Source organism: Azospirillum griseum, from assembly GCF_003966125.1.
GTDB classification, from domain to species: Bacteria; Pseudomonadota; Alphaproteobacteria; order Azospirillales; family Azospirillaceae; genus Azospirillum; species Azospirillum griseum.
The window spans coordinates 83,768-102,344 of record NZ_RXMA01000017.1 but is presented as its reverse complement, the minus strand read 5'-3'; the positions used below and the strand labels follow the sequence as shown (position 1 = coordinate 102,344).

Annotated in this window: 20 protein-coding genes; 7 read left to right on the top strand and 13 right to left on the bottom strand. The window is 67.0% G+C overall.

Features of this window, described 5'->3' with window-relative positions:
• Nucleotides 1-3: 3 nt before the first annotated feature.
• From EJ903_RS17240 to EJ903_RS17195, 10 genes are all read right to left on the bottom strand, one after another.
• Nucleotides 4-1,059, bottom strand: coding sequence for an ABC transporter ATP-binding protein (locus EJ903_RS17240; protein ID WP_126617712.1), 1,056 nt, complete (start codon nucleotides 1,057-1,059; stop codon nucleotides 4-6).
• A gap of 93 nt (nucleotides 1,060-1,152) precedes the next feature.
• Nucleotides 1,153-2,352, bottom strand: a complete 1,200-nt coding sequence (locus EJ903_RS17235) for an extracellular solute-binding protein (RefSeq protein WP_246015691.1) — start codon at nucleotides 2,350-2,352, stop codon at nucleotides 1,153-1,155.
• Between the two features lie 186 nt (nucleotides 2,353-2,538).
• The gene (locus EJ903_RS17230; protein WP_158627947.1) at nucleotides 2,539-3,477 is read right to left on the bottom strand and encodes a GGDEF domain-containing response regulator; all 939 of its coding nucleotides are present in this window, start codon (nucleotides 3,475-3,477) and stop codon (nucleotides 2,539-2,541) included.
• Between the two features lie 150 nt (nucleotides 3,478-3,627).
• Nucleotides 3,628-5,172, bottom strand: a complete 1,545-nt coding sequence (gene dnaA / locus EJ903_RS17225; RefSeq protein WP_126617708.1) for a chromosomal replication initiator protein DnaA — start codon at nucleotides 5,170-5,172, stop codon at nucleotides 3,628-3,630.
• 564 nt (nucleotides 5,173-5,736) lie between these two features.
• Nucleotides 5,737-5,997: a 30S ribosomal protein S20 gene (gene rpsT, locus EJ903_RS17220; protein ID WP_126617706.1), complete on the bottom strand. Its 261-nt coding sequence runs from the start codon at nucleotides 5,995-5,997 to the stop codon at nucleotides 5,737-5,739.
• A gap of 173 nt (nucleotides 5,998-6,170) precedes the next feature.
• Complete coding sequence (locus tag EJ903_RS17215) at nucleotides 6,171-6,947, bottom strand: enoyl-CoA hydratase (protein ID WP_126617704.1); 777 nt, start codon at nucleotides 6,945-6,947, stop codon at nucleotides 6,171-6,173.
• 148 nt (nucleotides 6,948-7,095) lie between these two features.
• Nucleotides 7,096-7,419, bottom strand: a complete 324-nt coding sequence (locus EJ903_RS17210) for a hypothetical protein (RefSeq protein ID WP_246015690.1) — start codon at nucleotides 7,417-7,419, stop codon at nucleotides 7,096-7,098.
• Nucleotides 7,420-7,525: 106 nt separating this feature from the next.
• Complete coding sequence (gene mutM, locus EJ903_RS17205) at nucleotides 7,526-8,368, bottom strand: bifunctional DNA-formamidopyrimidine glycosylase/DNA-(apurinic or apyrimidinic site) lyase (RefSeq protein WP_126617700.1); 843 nt, start codon at nucleotides 8,366-8,368, stop codon at nucleotides 7,526-7,528.
• 145 nt (nucleotides 8,369-8,513) lie between these two features.
• Nucleotides 8,514-8,867 (bottom strand): HVO_A0114 family putative DNA-binding protein, encoded by a 354-nt coding sequence (locus tag EJ903_RS17200; RefSeq protein WP_126617698.1) that lies wholly within the window; start codon nucleotides 8,865-8,867, stop codon nucleotides 8,514-8,516.
• Nucleotides 8,867-9,184 (bottom strand): toxin-antitoxin system TumE family protein, encoded by a 318-nt coding sequence (locus EJ903_RS17195; RefSeq protein WP_246015688.1) that lies wholly within the window; start codon nucleotides 9,182-9,184, stop codon nucleotides 8,867-8,869. The genes EJ903_RS17200 and EJ903_RS17195 overlap by 1 nt, the downstream gene beginning before the upstream one ends.
• 129 nt (nucleotides 9,185-9,313) lie before the next feature.
• Between EJ903_RS17195 and EJ903_RS17190 the strand changes: the two genes are divergently transcribed.
• The 7 genes from EJ903_RS17190 to EJ903_RS17160 all read left to right on the top strand — a co-directional run bounded on the left by EJ903_RS17190 (nucleotide 9,314) and on the right by EJ903_RS17160 (nucleotide 16,407).
• Nucleotides 9,314-10,102, top strand: coding sequence for a class I SAM-dependent methyltransferase (locus tag EJ903_RS17190; protein WP_246015686.1), 789 nt, complete (start codon nucleotides 9,314-9,316; stop codon nucleotides 10,100-10,102).
• A gap of 6 nt (nucleotides 10,103-10,108) precedes the next feature.
• Entirely contained in the window at nucleotides 10,109-11,647 is a 1,539-nt protein-coding gene (gene ubiB / locus EJ903_RS17185) for a 2-polyprenylphenol 6-hydroxylase (RefSeq protein ID WP_126617692.1), read from the top strand.
• A gap of 272 nt (nucleotides 11,648-11,919) precedes the next feature.
• Nucleotides 11,920-12,819, top strand: coding sequence for a DMT family transporter (locus EJ903_RS17180; RefSeq protein ID WP_126617690.1), 900 nt, complete (start codon nucleotides 11,920-11,922; stop codon nucleotides 12,817-12,819).
• A 212-nt stretch (nucleotides 12,820-13,031) separates the two neighbouring features.
• Complete coding sequence (locus EJ903_RS17175; RefSeq protein ID WP_126617688.1) at nucleotides 13,032-13,793, top strand: SDR family NAD(P)-dependent oxidoreductase; 762 nt, start codon at nucleotides 13,032-13,034, stop codon at nucleotides 13,791-13,793.
• A 178-nt stretch (nucleotides 13,794-13,971) separates the two neighbouring features.
• Nucleotides 13,972-15,648, top strand: coding sequence for a YbaL family putative K(+) efflux transporter (gene ybaL / locus EJ903_RS17170; RefSeq protein ID WP_126617686.1), 1,677 nt, complete (start codon nucleotides 13,972-13,974; stop codon nucleotides 15,646-15,648).
• Between the two features lie 64 nt (nucleotides 15,649-15,712).
• The gene (locus EJ903_RS17165; RefSeq protein ID WP_126617684.1) at nucleotides 15,713-15,937 is read left to right on the top strand and encodes a hypothetical protein; all 225 of its coding nucleotides are present in this window, start codon (nucleotides 15,713-15,715) and stop codon (nucleotides 15,935-15,937) included.
• Nucleotides 15,938-15,969: 32 nt separating this feature from the next.
• Nucleotides 15,970-16,407: a VOC family protein gene (locus tag EJ903_RS17160; protein WP_126617682.1), complete on the top strand. Its 438-nt coding sequence runs from the start codon at nucleotides 15,970-15,972 to the stop codon at nucleotides 16,405-16,407.
• Nucleotides 16,408-16,498: 91 nt separating this feature from the next.
• Here EJ903_RS17160 and EJ903_RS17155 read toward each other — a convergent pair whose 3' ends face one another.
• From EJ903_RS17155 to EJ903_RS17145, 3 genes are all read right to left on the bottom strand, one after another.
• A complete protein-coding gene (locus EJ903_RS17155) occupies nucleotides 16,499-17,734 on the bottom strand; it encodes an argininosuccinate synthase (protein WP_126617680.1) in 1,236 nt (411 codons plus the stop codon).
• 162 nt (nucleotides 17,735-17,896) lie between these two features.
• Nucleotides 17,897-18,139 (bottom strand): hypothetical protein, encoded by a 243-nt coding sequence (locus EJ903_RS17150; RefSeq protein WP_126617678.1) that lies wholly within the window; start codon nucleotides 18,137-18,139, stop codon nucleotides 17,897-17,899.
• Between the two features lies 1 nt (nucleotide 18,140).
• A complete protein-coding gene (locus EJ903_RS17145) occupies nucleotides 18,141-18,377 on the bottom strand; it encodes a hypothetical protein (RefSeq protein ID WP_126617676.1) in 237 nt (78 codons plus the stop codon).
• Nucleotides 18,378-18,577: the final 200 nt, after the last annotated feature.

Genomic DNA, 18,577 nt, shown 5'->3' with positions numbered 1-18,577 from the left:
AACTCAGGGCGCGGTGGGCAACGCCACCGCGTCCGTCGCGCGGAACCCCAGCCGGGCGGCCTGACCGGGAACGAACACCGGGTCATGGCCCAGATGCGGAACCTGCACGGTCAACCCGCCGTCGAGGAAGGCGTTGACGAAGGCCCCTTCGAAATCGCGGTGGCTGACCCGGGCCTCCAGCGCGTTTTCCTCCTGCCCCAGGGTCAAGCGTTCGGGACGGACGAACAGGGTGGCGCGGTCGCCCGGCGACAGCCGCCGGGGGTTGCGCCCGCGCAGCCGCCCGAATCCGGTGTCCACCACCGCCCAGCCCTCCGCCGATTCGGCCACCGTTCCGGCAAAACGGTTGGTTTCGCCGACGAAGGACGCGACGAAGGCGGTTTCCGGGTGGTCGTAGATGGTCGGGCCGTCGCCCACCTGCTCCAGCACGCCGCGCGACATCACGCCGATGCGGTCGGACATGGTCAGCGCCTCGCCCTGGTCGTGGGTGATGTAGATGAAGGTGACGCCGGTCCGCCGCTGCAACTCGCGCAACTCCGCCCGCATGTGCTGGCGCAGCTTCAGATCCAGCGCCGACAGCGGTTCGTCCAGCAGCAGCACCGCCGGTTCCACCGCCAGGGCGCGGGCGATGGCGATGCGCTGGCGTTGGCCGCCCGACAGGTCGGTGACGCGCTTGTTCGCCGTGTCGGGCAAGGCCACCAGCTCCAGCAGCTCGCGCACCCGCCTGGCCCGGTCGGCGGACGGCACGCCGCGCACCTCCAGCCCGAAACCGATGTTCTCGGCCACCGTCATCAGGGGGAACAGGGCCAGATTCTGGAAGATCAGGGCGGTGGGCCGCTTGTTCGGGCCGATGCCGCGCATGTCGGCCCCGCCGATGCGGACGACGCCGCTGGTCGGCTCCATGAAGCCGGAAATCATCCGCAGGATCGTGGTCTTGCCGCAGCCCGACGGGCCGAGAAAGCTGAAGAACTCCCCGGCCTTGATGGTCAGCGACACGTTGTTGACGGCGATGGCCTCGCCGAACCGCATGGTCACGGAATCGAGTTGAACGTCTTGGCTCATGGAGTCCCCTGATGCGTCCCTGCGAATCCTCCCCCATCAGCGACGGGGTGGCGAGAGGGGAGGAGGACGGCCCCCTCCCCGTCGCGCCGTGCCTTACGCGGCCAGGAAGCGGTCCTGGTACTCGTTGCGGATCGAGACGTACCAGGCCGGTTGGATCGGCCACCACCACAGCTTTTGCAGCGCGTCGCCCGGATAGGCGTCGGCGAAGAACTGCTTGTTCAGGTCGGTCAGGTGCGCTTCCGCCCCCACCGCCGTGCTGGAGATGCCGGAGAAGTTGGTGTAGAGCGCGCCCGCCTGCGGGGTGTAGAACCAGTTGATCCAGGCGTAGGCGTTTTCCAGGTTTTCCGCCTTCTTGGGAATGGCGAAGCCTTCCATCCAGGCCAGCGAGCCTTCCTTCGGCGCGATGAAGCGGACGGGCAGCCCCTCCTTGCGCAGCGCCACGGCGGTCGAATCCCAGGTCTGGCCGATGACGCAACCGTTGGTGCGGAAGGCACCCTGCGCCTCGTTCTCGTTGGTCCAGAACTGGGCGACCGACTTCTTGTTGGCAACCGCCACCTTCAGAATGGCGTCGAAGTTGGCGCGGGCCTTGGCCTCGTCCTTGAACTGGTCGCGCAGGGAATGCGGCAGCTTGCCTTGGCTTTCCAGCCACAGCCCGATGCCGATCAGCGAGGAATGGCCGCGCACCGTCACCTTGCCCGCGTTGGCCGGTGCCCACAGGTCGCCGTAGCTGGCGGTCCCATAGGCGAGCGGGGCCTTCTTCATGTCATAGGCCAGCGCCTCGGTCCCCCAATCGGCCGGGGCGAAGTAGCGCTTGCCGCCGACGACGCCGCCCATGCCCGCCGATCCCTCGACCGACGATTTCAGGCAGCCGTCCCACTTGACCTTCGATTCGTCGAGCGGCTGGACCAGATCGAAATCGACGTAGTTCGGCACGCGGTCCACCGTGGGGTGGATGATGTCGAACCCGGCCCCGCCGGTGGCCTTGAGCTGGTTCAGCAGCTCGTCGTTGGTGCCGTATTCGGTCAGGGTCGCCTTGACGCCGGTCTTCTTTTCGAAATCGGCCAGCATGTCCGGGCTGATGTAACCGGCCCAGGAGAAGATCTTGACCGATCCGGAGGCCGCGCGGCCTTCGCGCAGGATGAAGGGACCGACCGAGGCCACACCGGCCACCGCCGCCGCGCTCTTCAGCAGCAGGCGGCGGGAGAAGCTCTTGGCGGCGCGTTGGGTTTCGACGCTGGACCGCTGGGATTCGGTCATCGCGGCGGTGGCGAGCGTCGGCGTGATCGTCGGCATGGCACCCAATCTCCCTGTTCGCAAAGCGTTGGCGGAGACCCGACCGCGCACCGCGCCGTCCGGCTTCCGCATAGGGCAAGGAGTGTGCCTGAGAAAAACCGGGATCGTCCACGACCGACTGCGGGGCGATGGAAAAGTTTCACAGCGGCGTCATGCGTTTGTCGCGATCACCTAACCCTGTCGCGATCACATCACATGGAAGCGCGCCTTCAGCACCACCCCCTCCGCCCCGCACACCACGGTGCGGTTGCGCCCGTTGCGCTTGGCGAAATAAAGCGCCTCGTCGGCCCGCGCCAGCACCGCCACCGCCGACTCGGCCCCCTGGGTCGGGCAGACTCCGACGCTGACGGTGAAACCGAAACAACCGCCATCGGCCCGCACCGCCGTCAGGGCGGCGGTCGATTCGCGGATGCGCTCCAGTTGGGCGATGGTCGCCGCCAGATCATCGGCGGGCAGGACCATGCCGAACTCCTCCCCACCCAGACGGCCCAGGAAACCGCCCTCCGGGACCAGCGCCGCGCTGTTTTCGGCAAAGCGCTTCAGCGCCAGATCGCCGTTCGAATGGCCGTGGGTGTCGTTGATCGTCTTGAAATGATCGATGTCGAACATCGCCACCGCCAGCGGCGCGCCGTGGCGCACCGATTCGTCGTAGGCACGCTCCAGCCGTTCCATGAAATGGCGGCGGTTCATCACCCCGGTCAGGTAATCGGTGTTGAGAAGATTGGCCATCGCCCGGTGCGTCCGGGTGATCCGTTCGCCCGCGCGCACGCGGGCGCGCAGCATCGGCAGATCGATCGGCTTGATCAGGAACTCGTCGGCCCCGGCGTCGAAGGCTTCGATCCGGCGCTGGCTGTCCGCGTCGGTGGTCATCAGGATGGTGAAGGTGCGGTGCTGGTCATCGTCGGCCCGGATCAGCCAACACAGCTCCAGCCCGTTCATCCGGGGCATTTCCAGGTCGGTGATGACGACGTGGACGTCCTGGCTGCGGTACAGCTCCAACGCTTCCGCCCCATCCCTGGCGAGCAGGACCCGGTAATTGTAGTCTTCCAGATGCTCTTTGATGAGTCTGCGGACAACCGACGAGTCGTCAACGACGAGAACATTGGTCTCCACGGCGCGCGCCATTCCCATCCATTGCAACCCAATGGCGGGATTTTCGCAGCATTCTAGCCAAAAGTCACAGAAAACCAGCCAAAGGTCAGGGTATGGGGCATTTCGTCGCGCCCCGGACAGCCCGACAGCGGCGCTTCAGACCGGCAAAGCGACTGAAGCGGCTCAGTTTTCCAGCATCCGCCGCAGCAGCTCGACATCCTCGGCAAAGGACGGGTCGGTGCTGCGCAGCTCGTCCACCTTCTTGACCGCGTGCATCACGGTGGTGTGGTCGCGCCCGCCGAACTTGCGACCGATCTCCGGCAGGGAGCGGGCGGTCAGCTGCTTGGCCAGATACATGGCGATCTGCCGGGGCCGGGCCACGGCGCGGGCGCGGCGGGCCGAATGCATGTCGGCGACGCGGATGTTGTAATGCTCGGCGACGCGCTTCTGGATCTCGTCGATGGTCACGCGGCGGTCGTTGGCGCGCAGCAGGTCGTGCAGCACCTCCTGCGTCGTTTCCAGCGAGATCGACCGCCCGACGAGGTCGGCGTGGGCGACGATGCGGTTCAGCGCCCCTTCCAGCTCGCGCACGTTGGACGTGATCTTGTGGGCCAGGAACTCCAGCACCTTCAGCGGGATGCTCGCCTGGAGCGCGTCGGCCTTGGCCTGAAGGATGCCCAACCGCAGTTCGTACGTGGTCGGGTGGATGTCGGCGACCAGCCCCCAGCCCAGGCGGGAGCGCAACCGCTCCTCCATCCCTTCCAGGTCGGACGGGCTTTTGTCGGCGGAGATGATGACCTGCCGGTTCTGGTCGACCAGCGCGTTGAAGGTGTGGAAGAACTCTTCCTGCGTCGAATCCTTGCCGCTGATGAACTGCACGTCGTCGATCATCAGCACGTCCACCGAACGGAACTGCTGCTTGAACGCCATCGTGTCCTTGAAACGCAGGGCGCGGATGAACTGGTACATGAACTTTTCCGCCGACAGGTAGAGCACCTTGCGGTTGGGATCGTTCTTGCGGATTTGCCAGGCCAGCGCGTGCATCAGGTGGGTCTTGCCCAACCCGACCCCGCCATAGAGGAACAGCGGGTTGAAGGTGACGGTCGTGGCATCGGCGACGCGGCGGGCGGCGGCGTGGGCCAGCTCGTTCGGTTTGCCGACGACGAAATTCTCGAAGGTGAAGCGCGGGTCGAGCGCCGCCGACAGGTCGGAGCGGTCTTCCAGAATGGCCGGGACCCCGTTCGGCGACTCGTCCGACGCCCCGCCGTAGGAGGCGGAGGTGTAGACGGTGGCGGGTGTGGCCACCGCGACGGAGGACGGGACCGTCATGGTGCCCGAATCCGGCGGGCGGCGTTCGGCGGCGGCGGTGAACAGGGTGCGGGCCTCGCCCCGGTCACGCGATGGCAGGGAATCGCGCGGGCCGGGGTCGTCGCGGTCGTCGTTGTCCGCGCTCAGCACGGCGGGCGCGCTGGTGGAGGCGACCACCACATCGATGGATTGGACGTCGGGGTTCTCTCCCGACCACAGGGCGCGAATCCGGTCGGCGTAGTGGGTCAGCACCCAATCGCGCATGAAGCGGGTGGGCACGACGATGCACACCTCGCCGCCGGTCATGCTGGCGACGGACAGCGGTTGAAGCCAACTGCGGTAGGCGATCTCGCCCACCTCGTCTTTCAGACGCCCACGCACCCGCGCCCACTGCTGATCCAACGACACGCCGACCGACATGCTCCTCTACCCCCGCCCCCGTTCCCCACGGCGGTGCCGCCACCACGCGTTCACCACCGAAAGGGCGGGTCCATCCCGCCCCAACGCGCCACACACCCACGGATCAAACCATTCACGCCATTCACGGCCCCGCCGACCGCAGTGGCGGGCAAGACCAAACACACACCACCGATTCGGTTGCACAAACCAGCATCACCGGCGCGTGTTTTTAGAAAAACAACAATCTTGTACCAACCGAGACATAAAAATGCCCGCTCGGCCCAAGACCTTCACCATCTCTAGCGTTTACCCGAACGGTGCGCGGCGTGTTGAACACACCATTTCGCCACATCGGACGGAAGAAAACTTTAATCCCCTGCCAGATGGCTGGCAATGGGACAGATGGCGAACGGGTCAAAAAGACTCGGTTGACACGCCTAACACCAAGATTTCATTGCTGAATCTTCTGAGAGACCCGTGGGTTTTTCCAAACAATTGTTCAAAATCCCACGCATACCCTTGAAACGCAAAAAGCCGCGCCCCGAATCTCGGGCGCGGCTTTTTGAAACCGGCAAACAGGCTCGATCAGAGAGCCTTGATGCGGGCCGAGAGGCGCGACAGCTTGCGCGACACCGTGTTCTGGTGCAGCACGCCCTTGGTGACGCCACGCATCATTTCCGGCTGGGCGGACTTGAAGGCCTCAGCGGCGGCGGACTTGTCACCGGCCTCGATCGCGCCCTCAACCTTCTTGACGAAGGAACGGATGCGGCTGATGCGGTTACGATTGACTTCCGTACGACGCTCGGTCTGACGGATGCGCTTTTCAGCGGACTTGTGATTGGCCATGGAAACCCTACTCCGAACGACACGTCTGTCGCAATGCGAGCGCGCCTTATACGCTCAGGCCAAATGAGAGTCAAGACACCGACCGGGCCAGATCTCATTCAATCCCAGCGAAACATCATCATGATTGAAACGGCACCGTCCCCCACAAGATGCGGGGGACGGCGTCACAAGACTCAGCGGTTCTTCCACACCGGTTGACGCTTTTCAGCGAAGGCGGCCATGCCTTCCTTCTGGTCTTCGGTGGCGAAGGTCGAATGGAAGACGCGGCGTTCGAAATGCACGCCTTCGGCCAGGGTGGTTTCATAGGCGGCGTTCACCGCCTCCTTGGCCATGGCGACGATGGGCTGCGACAGCGAAGCGATCTTGGTGGCGACCTTCACCGCCTCCTCGATCAGTTCGGCCGCCGGGACCACGCGGCTGACCAGCCCGCAACGCTCGGCCTCCGCCGCGTCGATCATGCGGCCGGTCAGGACCATTTCCATCGCCTTGGACTTGCCGACGAAGCGGGTCAGGCGCTGGGTGCCGCCGGCCCCCGGGATGGTGCCGATGGTGATTTCCGGCTGGCCGAACTTGGCGGTGTCGGCGGCCAGGATGAAGTCGGCCATCATCGCCAGCTCGCACCCGCCGCCGAGCGCGAAGCCCGCGACCGCCGCGATGGTCGGCTTGCGACACTTGGCCAGTTGCTCCCACTTCGCGGTGATGAAGTTGGAGGTGTAGACGTCCATATAGGTGAAACCGGCCATCTCCTTGATGTCGGCCCCGGCGGCGAACGCGCGCTCCGACCCGGTGATGACGATGGCCCCGATGGCGCTGTCGGCCTCGAAGCCGTCGAGCGCTTGGCCCAGCTCCGTCACCAGCTGGTCGCACAGGGCGTTCAGCGCCTTGGGACGGTTCAGGGTGATGAGGCCGACGGGGCCACGGGTTTCGACGAGAATGGTTTCGTACGACATGATTGCAGCGGTCTCCCGTTCTGGCAGGGATCGGCTCTGCCGCCCCGCGTGTGGTGTGCGTCCGGTTTCTTGCTTGTGGTTGTTCGGCTTCCGGTCGGGGTTGTTGGTGAGGCTGGAGGGTCTGGCCGGGCGGAGGGTGTCCCCCGCCTCAGCGCGGCGTCAGGGTGAAGCGCAGAGTCGTCCGGTCCGACGACCCGCTTCCCGTGACGAAATCCAGCCGCAGCCCCTCGCCCTCGCGGACGAAACGCTGTTCGGCGGCCCGGCTCCACCCCAGTTGCGGCAGGGTCTGGTCGTAAAAGGCCAGAACCGCGCCGCGCGGGACCATGCCCGACAACACCACCTGGACGATTCGCCCATCGGGTTTGTCGAACACCAGCGGTTCGGCGTCCACCGGTTCGAGTCCCGGCATCGCTGGCACGTCGGCCAGACCGGGAACGAAGGGCGACGCCGCAACGGCGGCAGCCGGAAGCAAGGGAAAAGCGAGGCTCCCCAGGCCCGCGACCGCGGGGCCGGCAAGGAGAAGGGCGCCGAACGTCGCCCGAAGCGTGGCCGAAAAAGCCGTCATGCGCTCAGGTATATCAGCGTTGGCGCGCCGCACAATAGAAAGTCGAGCGCCCCGACTGCACGATCCGCTGAACACCCCCGCTGACCGCCGTGTCGCAGTCGCAGCCGGGGCAGGGTTGCCCCGCCCGGTCATAGACGGCGAACTGGTGCTGGAAATAGCCCAGCTCCCCCGACGCCTGCCGGTAATCGCGCAGGGAGGAGCCGCCCGCCGCGATGGCGCGGCCCAGCACCTCGCGGATCGCCGTGGCCAGTTGATCGGCTTCGGCCCGGCTGACGTCGGCGGCCGCCCGGGTCGGGTGGATGCCCGCCTGGAACAGCGCCTCCGACACATAGATGTTGCCCAGCCCGGCGACGACGCCCTGGTCGAGCAGTGCGGCCTTGATCGGCGTGATCTTCCCGGCCAGCCGGTCGGCCAGCACCGGGCCGGAGAATGCGTTGCCCAGCGGCTCCGGCCCCAGGGCGCGCAGCATCGGGTGGTCGGCCAACCCGTCCGCCGTCGTCAGATCCATCAGACCGAAGCGGCGGGCGTCGTTGAAGGTCACGGTCGTGCCGCTGTCCACCTCGAACACGACATGGTCGTGCTTGCCCGGCGACTCGGGCCGCTGCGGCGCGATCAGCATCCGCCCGGACATGCCGAGATGGACGATCAGCACCGCCCCATCGTCCAAATCCACCAGAATGTATTTCGCCCGCCGCCGCACCGCCGTGACCCGCCGCCCGGTCAGGCGCGCGACAAAGTCCGGCGGAAAGGGCGTGCGCAGATTGGGCCGGTTCTGATCGACACGGACCAGAACCCGCCCCTCAAGATGCGGGGCAAGGCCCCGGCACACGGTTTCGACTTCAGGAAGCTCAGGCATGGGCGTCAGGGTGGGGGGAAGGAGGGGGATAGCGCAAGGGGGATGAGGGGCGCGCTGAAACGGCCCCCCTTGTCCAGCACAGGCGCGGAATAGACAGGATGGAACAACCAACCTTGACGACCTGATGTCCCTTTGCGACCTGACGTCAAAGCGCGATGCGGGTGGCGATGACGTCATACGGTGCCGTCAACCCGGTTCCACCATCCTCACGGTCCACCAACCCCGCCCGCGCCAGAGCCTCGATGTCCTCGTGAACCCGCCGGTAATCCCGACCAAGCGCCTTGGCAAGCGCGTTGACGCTGGCGGCGGGCTGGCGATGCAGATGGCGCAGCAACTCCAGCCGTTTGCCGGTCAGCACGCGCGCCAAGGTTTCAAAGCGATCAAAGGACAAATGCCGCTCATTCACCGCGTCCCCCGCCTCGATGCGGTGCCAGGCGTCGGCGAAGCGACCGGCGAAGTCCTGGGCGGCATCGCCCACAAGCACCTGCAGATCGGCCATCACACCCTCCCTCCTGCCGCTCGCACATCGGCGAGAAAATCGATCATCAATTGCTCTGGCGTGGTGAAGCGGTAAGGCTCTTCACGGGGGCCATAGTGCCGATGATCGCCCTTGCCCCGTTCGTTGTCATACCCAACCACGCGAACCCCGTTGACGATGTAGACAAGGCTGTATTTCAGGGTGTGTCCGCTGGGCGGAACCGGGGCCGGAACCTGCCAGATCGTCGCCTGCAGGATGGACCCATCCGCAAGCTCCCTCCGCTCCCTGTAGCGCAGCTCGGCCTTCGGCACATCGTCTCCCAAGGTTGCATCAGCCACTATGTCATCATGCGCCATATGCGTTCAAGGGATACACACCCAACGCGTTCCACCGTCCCCCAAACCGCCGCACCCGCACCGCAATCCCCCCACTGGCATCGCCCCGCGCGCCGCGCTATGGTCCCGGTCATGAGCGACACGCCCCACCACCCGCCCGCCGCCGTTCCGCCGCCCGTTTCGGGGTCCGAAGGGGAATGGTTTGGTTTTCAGCCCGTGAACCCCGAGGCCAAATCGGGACTGGTCCGCGCCGTCTTCGGCAGCGTGGCGACCAATTACGACCTGATGAACGATCTGATGTCGGGCGGCATCCATCGGCTGTGGAAAGACACGCTGATGGAGATGGTGGCCCCCAAACCGGGCATGACCCTGCTGGACGTGGCCGGCGGGACCGGCGACATCGCTTTCCGCTTTCTTCAGCGCGGCGGCGGGGCCGCCATCGTCTGCGACATCACCGAGGCGATGGTCCGCGTCGGGCGCGACCGCGCGATTGACCGCAACATCCTGTCGGGCGTGGAGTGGACCGTGGGCGACGCGGAAAAGCTGCCCATCGCCTCGCGCTCCGTCGATGCCTACACCATCGCCTTCGGCCTGCGGAACGTCACCCGCATCGACGCCGCCATCGCCGAGGCGCGGCGGGTGCTGAAGCCCGGTGGCAAATTCTATTGCCTGGAGTTCAGCCACGTCGTGCTGCCGGTGCTGCGCGAGCTGTACGACGTCTATTCCTTTCAGGTGCTGCCGAAGATCGGGCGCATCGTGGCCAAGGACGAGGACAGCTACCGCTACCTCGCCGAAAGCATCCGGCGCTTTCCGGCGCAGGAGGATTTGGCCCGGCGCATCGCGGCGGCGGGCTTTGCCTCCGTGCGCGTGCGCAACCTGACCGGCGGGATCGCCGCCATTCATTCCGGCTGGCGGATCTGACGCACCGTGTTCCTGATTCTGCGCAACCTCCTCCGTCTGGCGGTGATCGGCCGCACGGCGGCCCGTTACGACGCCCTGCCCGACTCGCTGCTCGCCAACGCCCCCGCCCTGTCCTGGCTGTGGCGGCGGATCGCCCGGCGCGGGGTGCCGGGCCGCGACGGCCAGCGTCTGGCCCGCGCGCTGGCCGAACTGGGGCCGACCTACATCAAGCTGGGGCAATTGCTCTCCACCCGCTCCGATCTGGTGGGGGAGCGGATGGCCGTCGATCTGGCGGAGTTGCAGGACAAGCTGCCGCCCTTCCCCGGTCGCGAGGCCCGCGCCATCATCGAGGAGGAGTTCGGGCAACCGCTGTCGGCGCTGTTCCAGAGCTTTGACGACAAGCCGGTCGCCGCCGCCTCCATCGCGCAGGTGCATTTCGCCGTCACCGCCGACGGGCAGGAGGTGGCGGTCAAGGTGCTGCGCCCCGGCATCGCCGCCGCGTTCGAACGCGACATCGACCTGTTCTATTGGCTGGCCGCGCTGGCCGAAACGGTGCTGCCCCGGCTGAAGCGCCTGCGCCTGCGCGAGGTGGTGGACACCTTCGCCCGCACCTCCCGCCTGGAGATGGATTTGCGGATGGAGGCGGCGGCGGCCTCCGAACTCGGCGGCAATTTCACGGACGACCCGACCTTCAACGTCCCGGCGGTCGATTGGGACCGCACCGGCGGTCGGGTGCTGACACTGGAGCGGATTCGCGGCTTCAAGGTGGACGAGGCCGCGCGGATCGAGGCGGCGGGCTTCGACCGCGACGCCATCCTCGCCATGGCCTCGGCCAGCTTCTTCAACCAGGTGTTCCGCGACGGCTTTTTCCACGCCGATCTGCACCCTGGCAACCTGTTCATCAACGAACAGGGGACCATCACCGCCGTGGATTTCGGCATCATGGGGCGGTTGGACCAGGCCACCCGCCGCTATCTGGCCGACATGCTGATCGGCTTCCTGTCCGGCGATTACCGCCGCGTCGCGATTGTCCATTTCGAGGCGGGCTATGTCCCCCGCCATCAATCAATCGAGATCTTCACCCAGGCTTGCCGCGCCATCGGCGAGCCGTTGCAGAACAAGCCGTTGAGCGAGATTTCGGTCGGGCGGCTGCTGGCCCAGCTCTTCGCCGTCACCGAACAGTTCGAGATGGAAACCCAGCCGCAATTGCTGCTGCTGCAAAAAAGCATGCTGACCGCCGAGGGCGTGGGACGGCTGCTGAACCCCAGCATCAACATGTGGGAACTGGCCCGCCCGCTGATCGAGCAGTGGATGCGCGAGAATCGCGGGCCGGAGGCGCAGATCGTCGAGGATGTCGGGGCCGCCCTGTCCACCATCCGCCGCCTGCCCGCCCTGGTGCGCGAGGCCGAACGCGTGACCGCCGACATGGCCGAAGGCGGCCTGCGCCTGCACCCGCACACGGTGCGCCAGATGCTGCAAGGCTGGGACCGTCGCCGCCGCAGCGACCGCGCCGCCCTGTGGGTGATCGCCGGGTTGCTGGCGGTGATCGCGCTGAAGCTGGTCTGACCCCCGCCCCGGCCGCTCAACCCTTTTGGGGGGTGGCAGATGGATGAAACAGCCGTTTCCGCGCACTATGCGCTATTCCAAACAACCATAGCGCTAAGGTCAGACTTGAAGAGCATGGGTTGCACGAGAATGATGACGCTTCGGCAGCATCATTGTCCCCGTGACCCATGGTGTTGCTCGCCAACCATCGGGCGTGCACCACAATGTCAACCGAACCGTCCACCGTCCCGTCGACCCGCTCCGTTGGGGGATTGCTGCAACCCGCATTGTGGATGCTGACCGCCACGCTGCTGTTTGCGATGGGCAACGCCACCATCCGCCACATCACGGATTCGCTGCCGTCGCTGGAAATCGTGTTCCTGCGCAACCTGTTGTGCGTGGTGCTGCTGCTGCCCTGGATCGTCACGCGCGGGGCCAGCGCCTGCCGCGCCGTCGTCACCGGCGGACGGTTGGGGCTGTTCGCGTCGCGGGCCGCCGTCAACGTCGCCGCGATGATGGCGTGGTATTACAGTCTGGCCCACATCCCCCTGCCCACCGCCACCGCCGTCAGCTTCACCACCCCGCTGTTCGTCACGCTGGGCGCCGCCCTGTTTTTTGGCGAGCGGCTGCGCCCGCACCGGCTGGCCGCCATCGCCCTGGGGTTGACCGGCGTGGTGATCGTGCTGAAACCGGACGGCGGCGGGATCGACGCGTCGTTCGCCGTGCTGGTGCTGCATTGCGTCGCCGCCGCCGCCACCCTGCTGATGACCCGCCGCCTGACCCGGGACGACAGCGTGCTGGTGGTGGTCCTGTTCCTCAGCCTGTTTTCCGCCCCGCTGGCCGCGCTGCCGGCCCTGGCGATGCCATCGCATTTCGCCTGGGTCTGGCCAAGTTGGAGCGCGTGGGGCTGGCTGTTCCTGCTCAGCGGGGCGTTGACCCTGGCGCAACTGGCGATGACGCGGGCGCTGTCGATGGCCCCGGCCCCGGCGGTGATGCCCTATGACTACGCCCGCCTGCCCTTCAGCGCGGTGATCGCCTGGATCGCCTTTGGCGAGGCGATGGATCTGCGCGGCTGGATCGGCGCCGCGCTGATCGTGGCGGCCGCCCTGTTCACCATGCACCGCGACGCCAGCCACGCCCGCCGCCCCAGCGCCGTCAACACCCGGTCCGAAGCCCACCAGCAGGCCGCCTGACCCTCGCCCAATTTCCCGCCCCATCCCCGCGCCCTGAAACGCGCAACCCTCCCATGATTGGCGGCGCGCACCGTTAACCATACGGTATAGTTTGGTGAGGCTCTGACTTCTGATAGACTGGTGTGGAACCCAAGGCCGGATCCACCGGCCACCACGCGGCGGCCCATCGCCATCTGGCCATCACCGTCAGGCCATCATCAGGAGGAAACAGCATGAACATCGCCGGTCTGTCCGCCATCGTCACCGGGGGTGGGTCGGGCATGGGGGCGGCCACCGCCCGCCATCTCGCCAGCCTGGGGGCCAAGGTCACGGTGCTGGACGTCAACAAGGACGCGGTGGAGCAAACGGCGCGCGACATCGGCGGGTTGGGACTGGTCTGCGACGTCACCAACGGCGACTCGGCGGAAGCCGCCTTCGAACAGGCCCGCGCCGCCCACGGCCCGGCCCGCATCGCCGTGAATTGCGCGGGCGTGGCCCCGGCGCAGCGCATCGTCGGGCGCGACGGGGCGATGCCGCTCGACGCCTTCCGCAAGGTGATCGAAATCAACCTGATCGGCAGCTTCAACATCCTGCGTCTGGCCGCCGCCGACATGTCCAAGCTGGACCTGCTGGAGTCGGGGGAGCGCGGCGTCATCATCAACACCGCGTCCGTCGCCGCCTATGAGGGGCAGGTCGGTCAGGCCGCCTACGCCGCGTCGAAGGGCGGCGTCGTCGCCCTGACCATCTGCGCCGCCCGCGATCTGGCCCGCAGCGCCATTCGGGTGATGACCATCGCCCCCGGCCTGATCGGCACGCCGATGCTGCTGGGCATGCCGCAGGAGGTGCAGGACAGCCTTGCCGCCACCGTGCCGTTCCCCAAGCGCTTCGGTCGCCCGGACGAGTACGCCCGCCTCGTCCAGCACATTTTGGAAAACGAGATGTTGAACGGCGAAACCATCCGGCTCGACGGTGCCATCCGCATGGCCCCGCAATAACCCCGGCGCAAACCGGACAGCGACGACGGGCAACGGCCCCCTTCCAGGGGCCGTTTTTCGTTTCCAAGAGAGGTTTCCCGGCCCGCTTGCCACGACAATCGGTTGAAACCCGCGCCCTGCACCCCAATCTGTGGGGCTTGCCCCAAACGCCCACCCCAAGCCCTTGCGCAGGAGACCCATGCATTTCGGCCCCCTGATCGCCATGCTCGTTGCCGGCATCGGCCTTGCCTTCGTCTTTGGTGCCCTCGCCCACCGGCTGCGCGTGTCGCCGCTGGTCGGCTATCTGCTGGCCGGGGTGGTGGTGGGGCCGTTCACCCCCGGCTTTGTCGCCGACCAGCAGCTTGCCAACGAATTGGCGGAGATCGGCGTCATCCTGCTGATGTTCGGGGTCGGGCTGCATTTCTCGCTGAAGGATCTGTTGTCGGTGAAGGCCATCGCCGTGCCCGGCGCGGTGGTGCAGATCGCCGTGGCCACCGCGATGGGCATGGGGCTGGGCTGGGTCCTGGGTTGGACGCCGATGGCCGGGCTGGTGTTTGGGCTGGCCCTGTCGGTCGCCAGCACGGTGGTGCTGCTGCGCGCCCTTCACGAACGCCGCCTGATGGAGACGGAGCGCGGGCGCATCGCCGTCGGCTGGCTGATCGTCGAGGATCTGGCGATGGTGCTGGCGCTGGTGGTGATTCCGGCGGTGGCCGGGGCGCTGAAGGGCGGCGACGGGGCCGCCGGTCCCTTCGGCCTGGGCTTGGCCGGGGTGCTGCTGGTCACGCTGGGCAAGGTCGCGGCCTTTGTTGCGGTGATGCTGATCGCCGGGCGGCGGGTGATCCCCTGGCTCCTGCATTGGGTGGCGCACACGGGATCGCGCGAGCTGTTCCGGCTGGCGGTGCTGGCGATCGCGCTGGGGGTGGCCTTTGGCGCGGCCGCGCTGTTCGGCGTGTCCTTCGCGCTCGGGGCCTTTTTCGCCGGGATGATCCTGAACGAATCGCCGCTCAGCCAGCGCGCGGCGGAAGAGACCCTGCCGCTGCGCGACGCCTTCGCCGTGCTGTTCTTCGTTTCGGTCGGCATGCTGTTCGACCCGTCGATCCTGGTCCGCGCCCCGCTGGCGCTGGCGGCCACGCTGGCCATCATCCTGGCGGGCAAGTCGCTGGCGGCCCTGCTGATCGTCCGCGCCTTTGGCCGGTCGCCGGGGACCGCCCTGACCATCGCCGCCAGCCTGGCGCAGATCGGCGAATTCTCCTTCATCCTCGCCGGGCTGGGCGTGGGGATGGGGATCCTGCCGACCATCGGCCAGGACCTGATTCTGGCCGGGGCCATCCTGTCGATCCTGGTCAACCCGCTGCTGTTCACCCTGCTGTTCCGCATCGTCCCGGTGGAGGAGGTGGTGGCCTCACCCAGCGCCGCCCCGGAAACCGAAGCCCCGGCGCTGGCGCTGGAGCCGACGCGCCTGACCAACCACACCGTGCTCGTCGGCTATGGCCGGGTCGGGTCGGTGATCGGGGCGGGGCTGAAGGAATGCGGCGTGCCGTTCCTGGTGATCGAGGACCGCGCCGCCCCCTTGCAGGCCGCCCGCACCGACGGGGCGGAGGTGCTGTTCGGCAACGCCGCCGACCCGCAGGTGCTGGAAGCCGCCAATCTGGCCGCCGCCCAGCGCCTGATCGTCGTCATCCCCGACGCGTTCGAGGCCGGTCAGGTGGTGGAGCAGGCCCGCGCCGCGAACCCGGCGCTGGAGATCCTGGCCCGCGCCCATTCCGACGCCGGGGCCGAGCATCTTCAGGAATGCGGGGCCACCGGCACGGTGATGAGCGAGCAGGTGATCGCCCACGCGCTGCTGCGGCTGGTCCGGGGGGAGGCCACGGCGTGAGCGGCGTGCGCCCGGCCGAGAAACGCAGTAGCATCCCGCTTTCTTCAATCAGCCCGCTGCGCCTATGCCTCCCGTACCCCCGCGTCCTGACAGCGCCACGTCCCCGGCTCCCTCTCCCACCAGTGAGCGCGCGCGCCAAGCCGCCACTCTGGGGGCGCTGGTCGCCGTCGCCATCGTGCTGGCGCTGGGCTATTGGCTGACCGGGGCCTTGTCCCGCCAATCCAAATTGGAAGATTGCCTGATGGCCCACCGCCGCAATTGCGGCGCGGTCGAGGCCCTGCCCTCCTGACGCCCGTTCCCGGAAACCACGCGAGTCCCGCCATGCAACCGCGCATCAGCCTTGTCACCCTGGGCGTCGCCGATCTGCCGCGCGCCCAGCGCTTCTATGAACAGGGGCTGGGTTGGACGCCCTCCCCGGCGGGCAACGAGAACGTCGCCTTCTACCAGTTGAACGGCATGGCGCTGGGGCTGTATGGCCGCGCCGCCCTGGCCGAGGATGCCCATTTGCCCGACGCGGGCGACCCCACCCGCTTCGGCGGCATCACCCTGGCCCACAATCTGCCGTCAAAGGACGCGGTCGACGCGCTGATGGCGGAGGCCGAACGGGCGGGCGCGCGGATCCTGAAACCGGCGCAAGACGTGTTCTGGGGCGGCTATTCCGGCTATTTCGCCGACCCCGATGGCCATTTGTGGGAAATCGCCTGGAACCCCTTCTTCCCGCTGGACGCGGATGGGAACCTGAGTTTGACGGCGGAGTGACCACCCCATCCCTTGCCAAGGGACGGTTCCCACACATGAAAAACGGGAGGGCAAACGCCCTCCCGCTGTTCTCGCACTCTGAAACGTGCTCTCAGCCCAGCTTCTGCTTGGCCATCGCGCCCAGACGCAGACGGAGCGCGTTCAGCTTGATGAAGCCTTCGGCGTCCTTCTGGTTGTAAACGCTGTCCTGCTCGAAGGTCACGTAATCCATGCGGTAGAGCGAGTTCGGCGACTTGCGGCCGACCACCGACACCGTGCCCTTGAACAGCTTCAAACGGACGGTCCCGTTGACGACATCCTGGGTCTGGTCGATCAGGGCCTGCAGCGCCAGACGCTCCGGCGACCACCAATAGCCGCAATAGATCAGCTCGGCGTAGCGCGGCATCAGTTCGTCCTTGAGGTGGCCAGCGCCCCGGTCGAGGGTGATGCTTTCCATCGCGCGGTGGGCGACCAGCAGGATCGAGCCGCCCGGCGTCTCGTACACGCCGCGCGACTTCATGCCGACATAGCGGTTTTCGACCAGATCCAGGCGGCCAATGCCGTTTTCACCGCCCAGGCGGTTCAGCTCGGTCAGGATTTGCGCCGGGGTCATGCCGACGCCGTTGATGGCGACCGCGTTGCCGTTCTGGAAATCCACCTCGATGTAGGTCGGGGTGTCCGGGGCCTTTTCCGGGGCGACGGAGCGGGTGAACATGTCCTCGTCCGGCTCGACCCACGGGTCTTCCAGCGCCTTGCCTTCGTAGGAGATGTGCAGCAGGTTGGCGTCGGTCGAATAGGGGGCTTCGCCGCGCTTGTCCTTGGCGATCGGAATCTGGTGCTTTTCGGCGTAGTCCAGCAGCGTGGTGCGGCTGTTCAGATCCCATTCGCGCCACGGGGCGATGATGGTGATGTCCGGGCGCAGGGCGTAGTAACCCAGCTCGAACCGCACCTGGTCGTTGCCCTTGCCGGTGGCCCCGTGCGACACGGCGTCCGCCCCGACGAGGTTGGCGATCTCGATCTGGCGCTTGGCGATCAGCGGCCGGGCGATCGAGGTGCCGAGCAGATAGGTGCCCTCGTACAGCGTGTTGGCGCGGAACATCGGGAAGACGAAGTCGCGCACGAACTCTTCGCGCAGATCGTCGATGAAGATGTTTTCCGGCTTGATGCCCAGCAGCTCCGCCTTCTTGCGGGCCGGCTCCAGCTCCTCACCCTGGCCGAGGTCGGCGGTGAACGTCACCACCTCGCAGGAATAGGTTTCCTGAAGCCACTTCAGGATGACGGAGGTGTCGAGGCCGCCCGAATAGGCGAGCACAACTTTCTTGACCTGCTTTTTGGAGGCGCCGCTCATGGGACTGCTCTTGCGGTGTGGGAAAAGGAGATAGGGCGGGACCGTAAGGCCTTTCCCCCCCGCCTTCAACCCCCCGTTCACGGCCCCCCGTTCACGGCCCCCCGTTCACGGCCCCCCGTTCACGGCCCCCCCCGTTCACAGCGGTGTCATCCGCCCGCAGCCTCAGGCGTCGTCGCCGTCCGGGCGGGGGGCGGGCGTCGCCGGGCCATCCACGAAGGGCCAGCGGGCGTAGGCGAACAGCCAGACCGCCAGGACATTGAGGTAAGGAACGAGCAGCAGCAGCGCCCACAGCGGGCTGCGCCCGGCCTTGGCCGCCACCCACCCGGCCGCGACCATGCTGTAGGTCATCACCACCGAGATGAAGAGAAGAAGCTGCCAGGGTTCCAGATCGTTGATGAAGGCCATCTCACAGGCTCCTGCGGGTTTTGGCCGCGCGCTTTTCCCGCACCGGCAGCACCGGCCAGCGGCTGTGCGCCAGCACGCCGATCACCGGAACCTGCCCGAACGGGACCAGCGCCAGCAACGCCCACCAGGGCGACAGACCGGCCCGGCGCAGGATGCGCCACAGCGGCCAGACGATGGCCAGATTGAACAGCAGCAACCCATAGAGCGGGCTGTTGACGAGGTCCTGAAGAACATCCACGACGAAGGCTCCCCCAGCGGGCGACCGATGACACGACCGGCAGAGAAGCGCGGACGGCCCGCTTTGTCGAGCAAAACTCCGACACCCGCCCGATCCGGCGCGTGGGGGCGACCATCCGGGTTTTCACCAGTCCCGCCGGGAACGGATGGACCCGGTGGGGGGGCGTGCTACACTCGTATCGGACGAACGTTCCGGTGGGT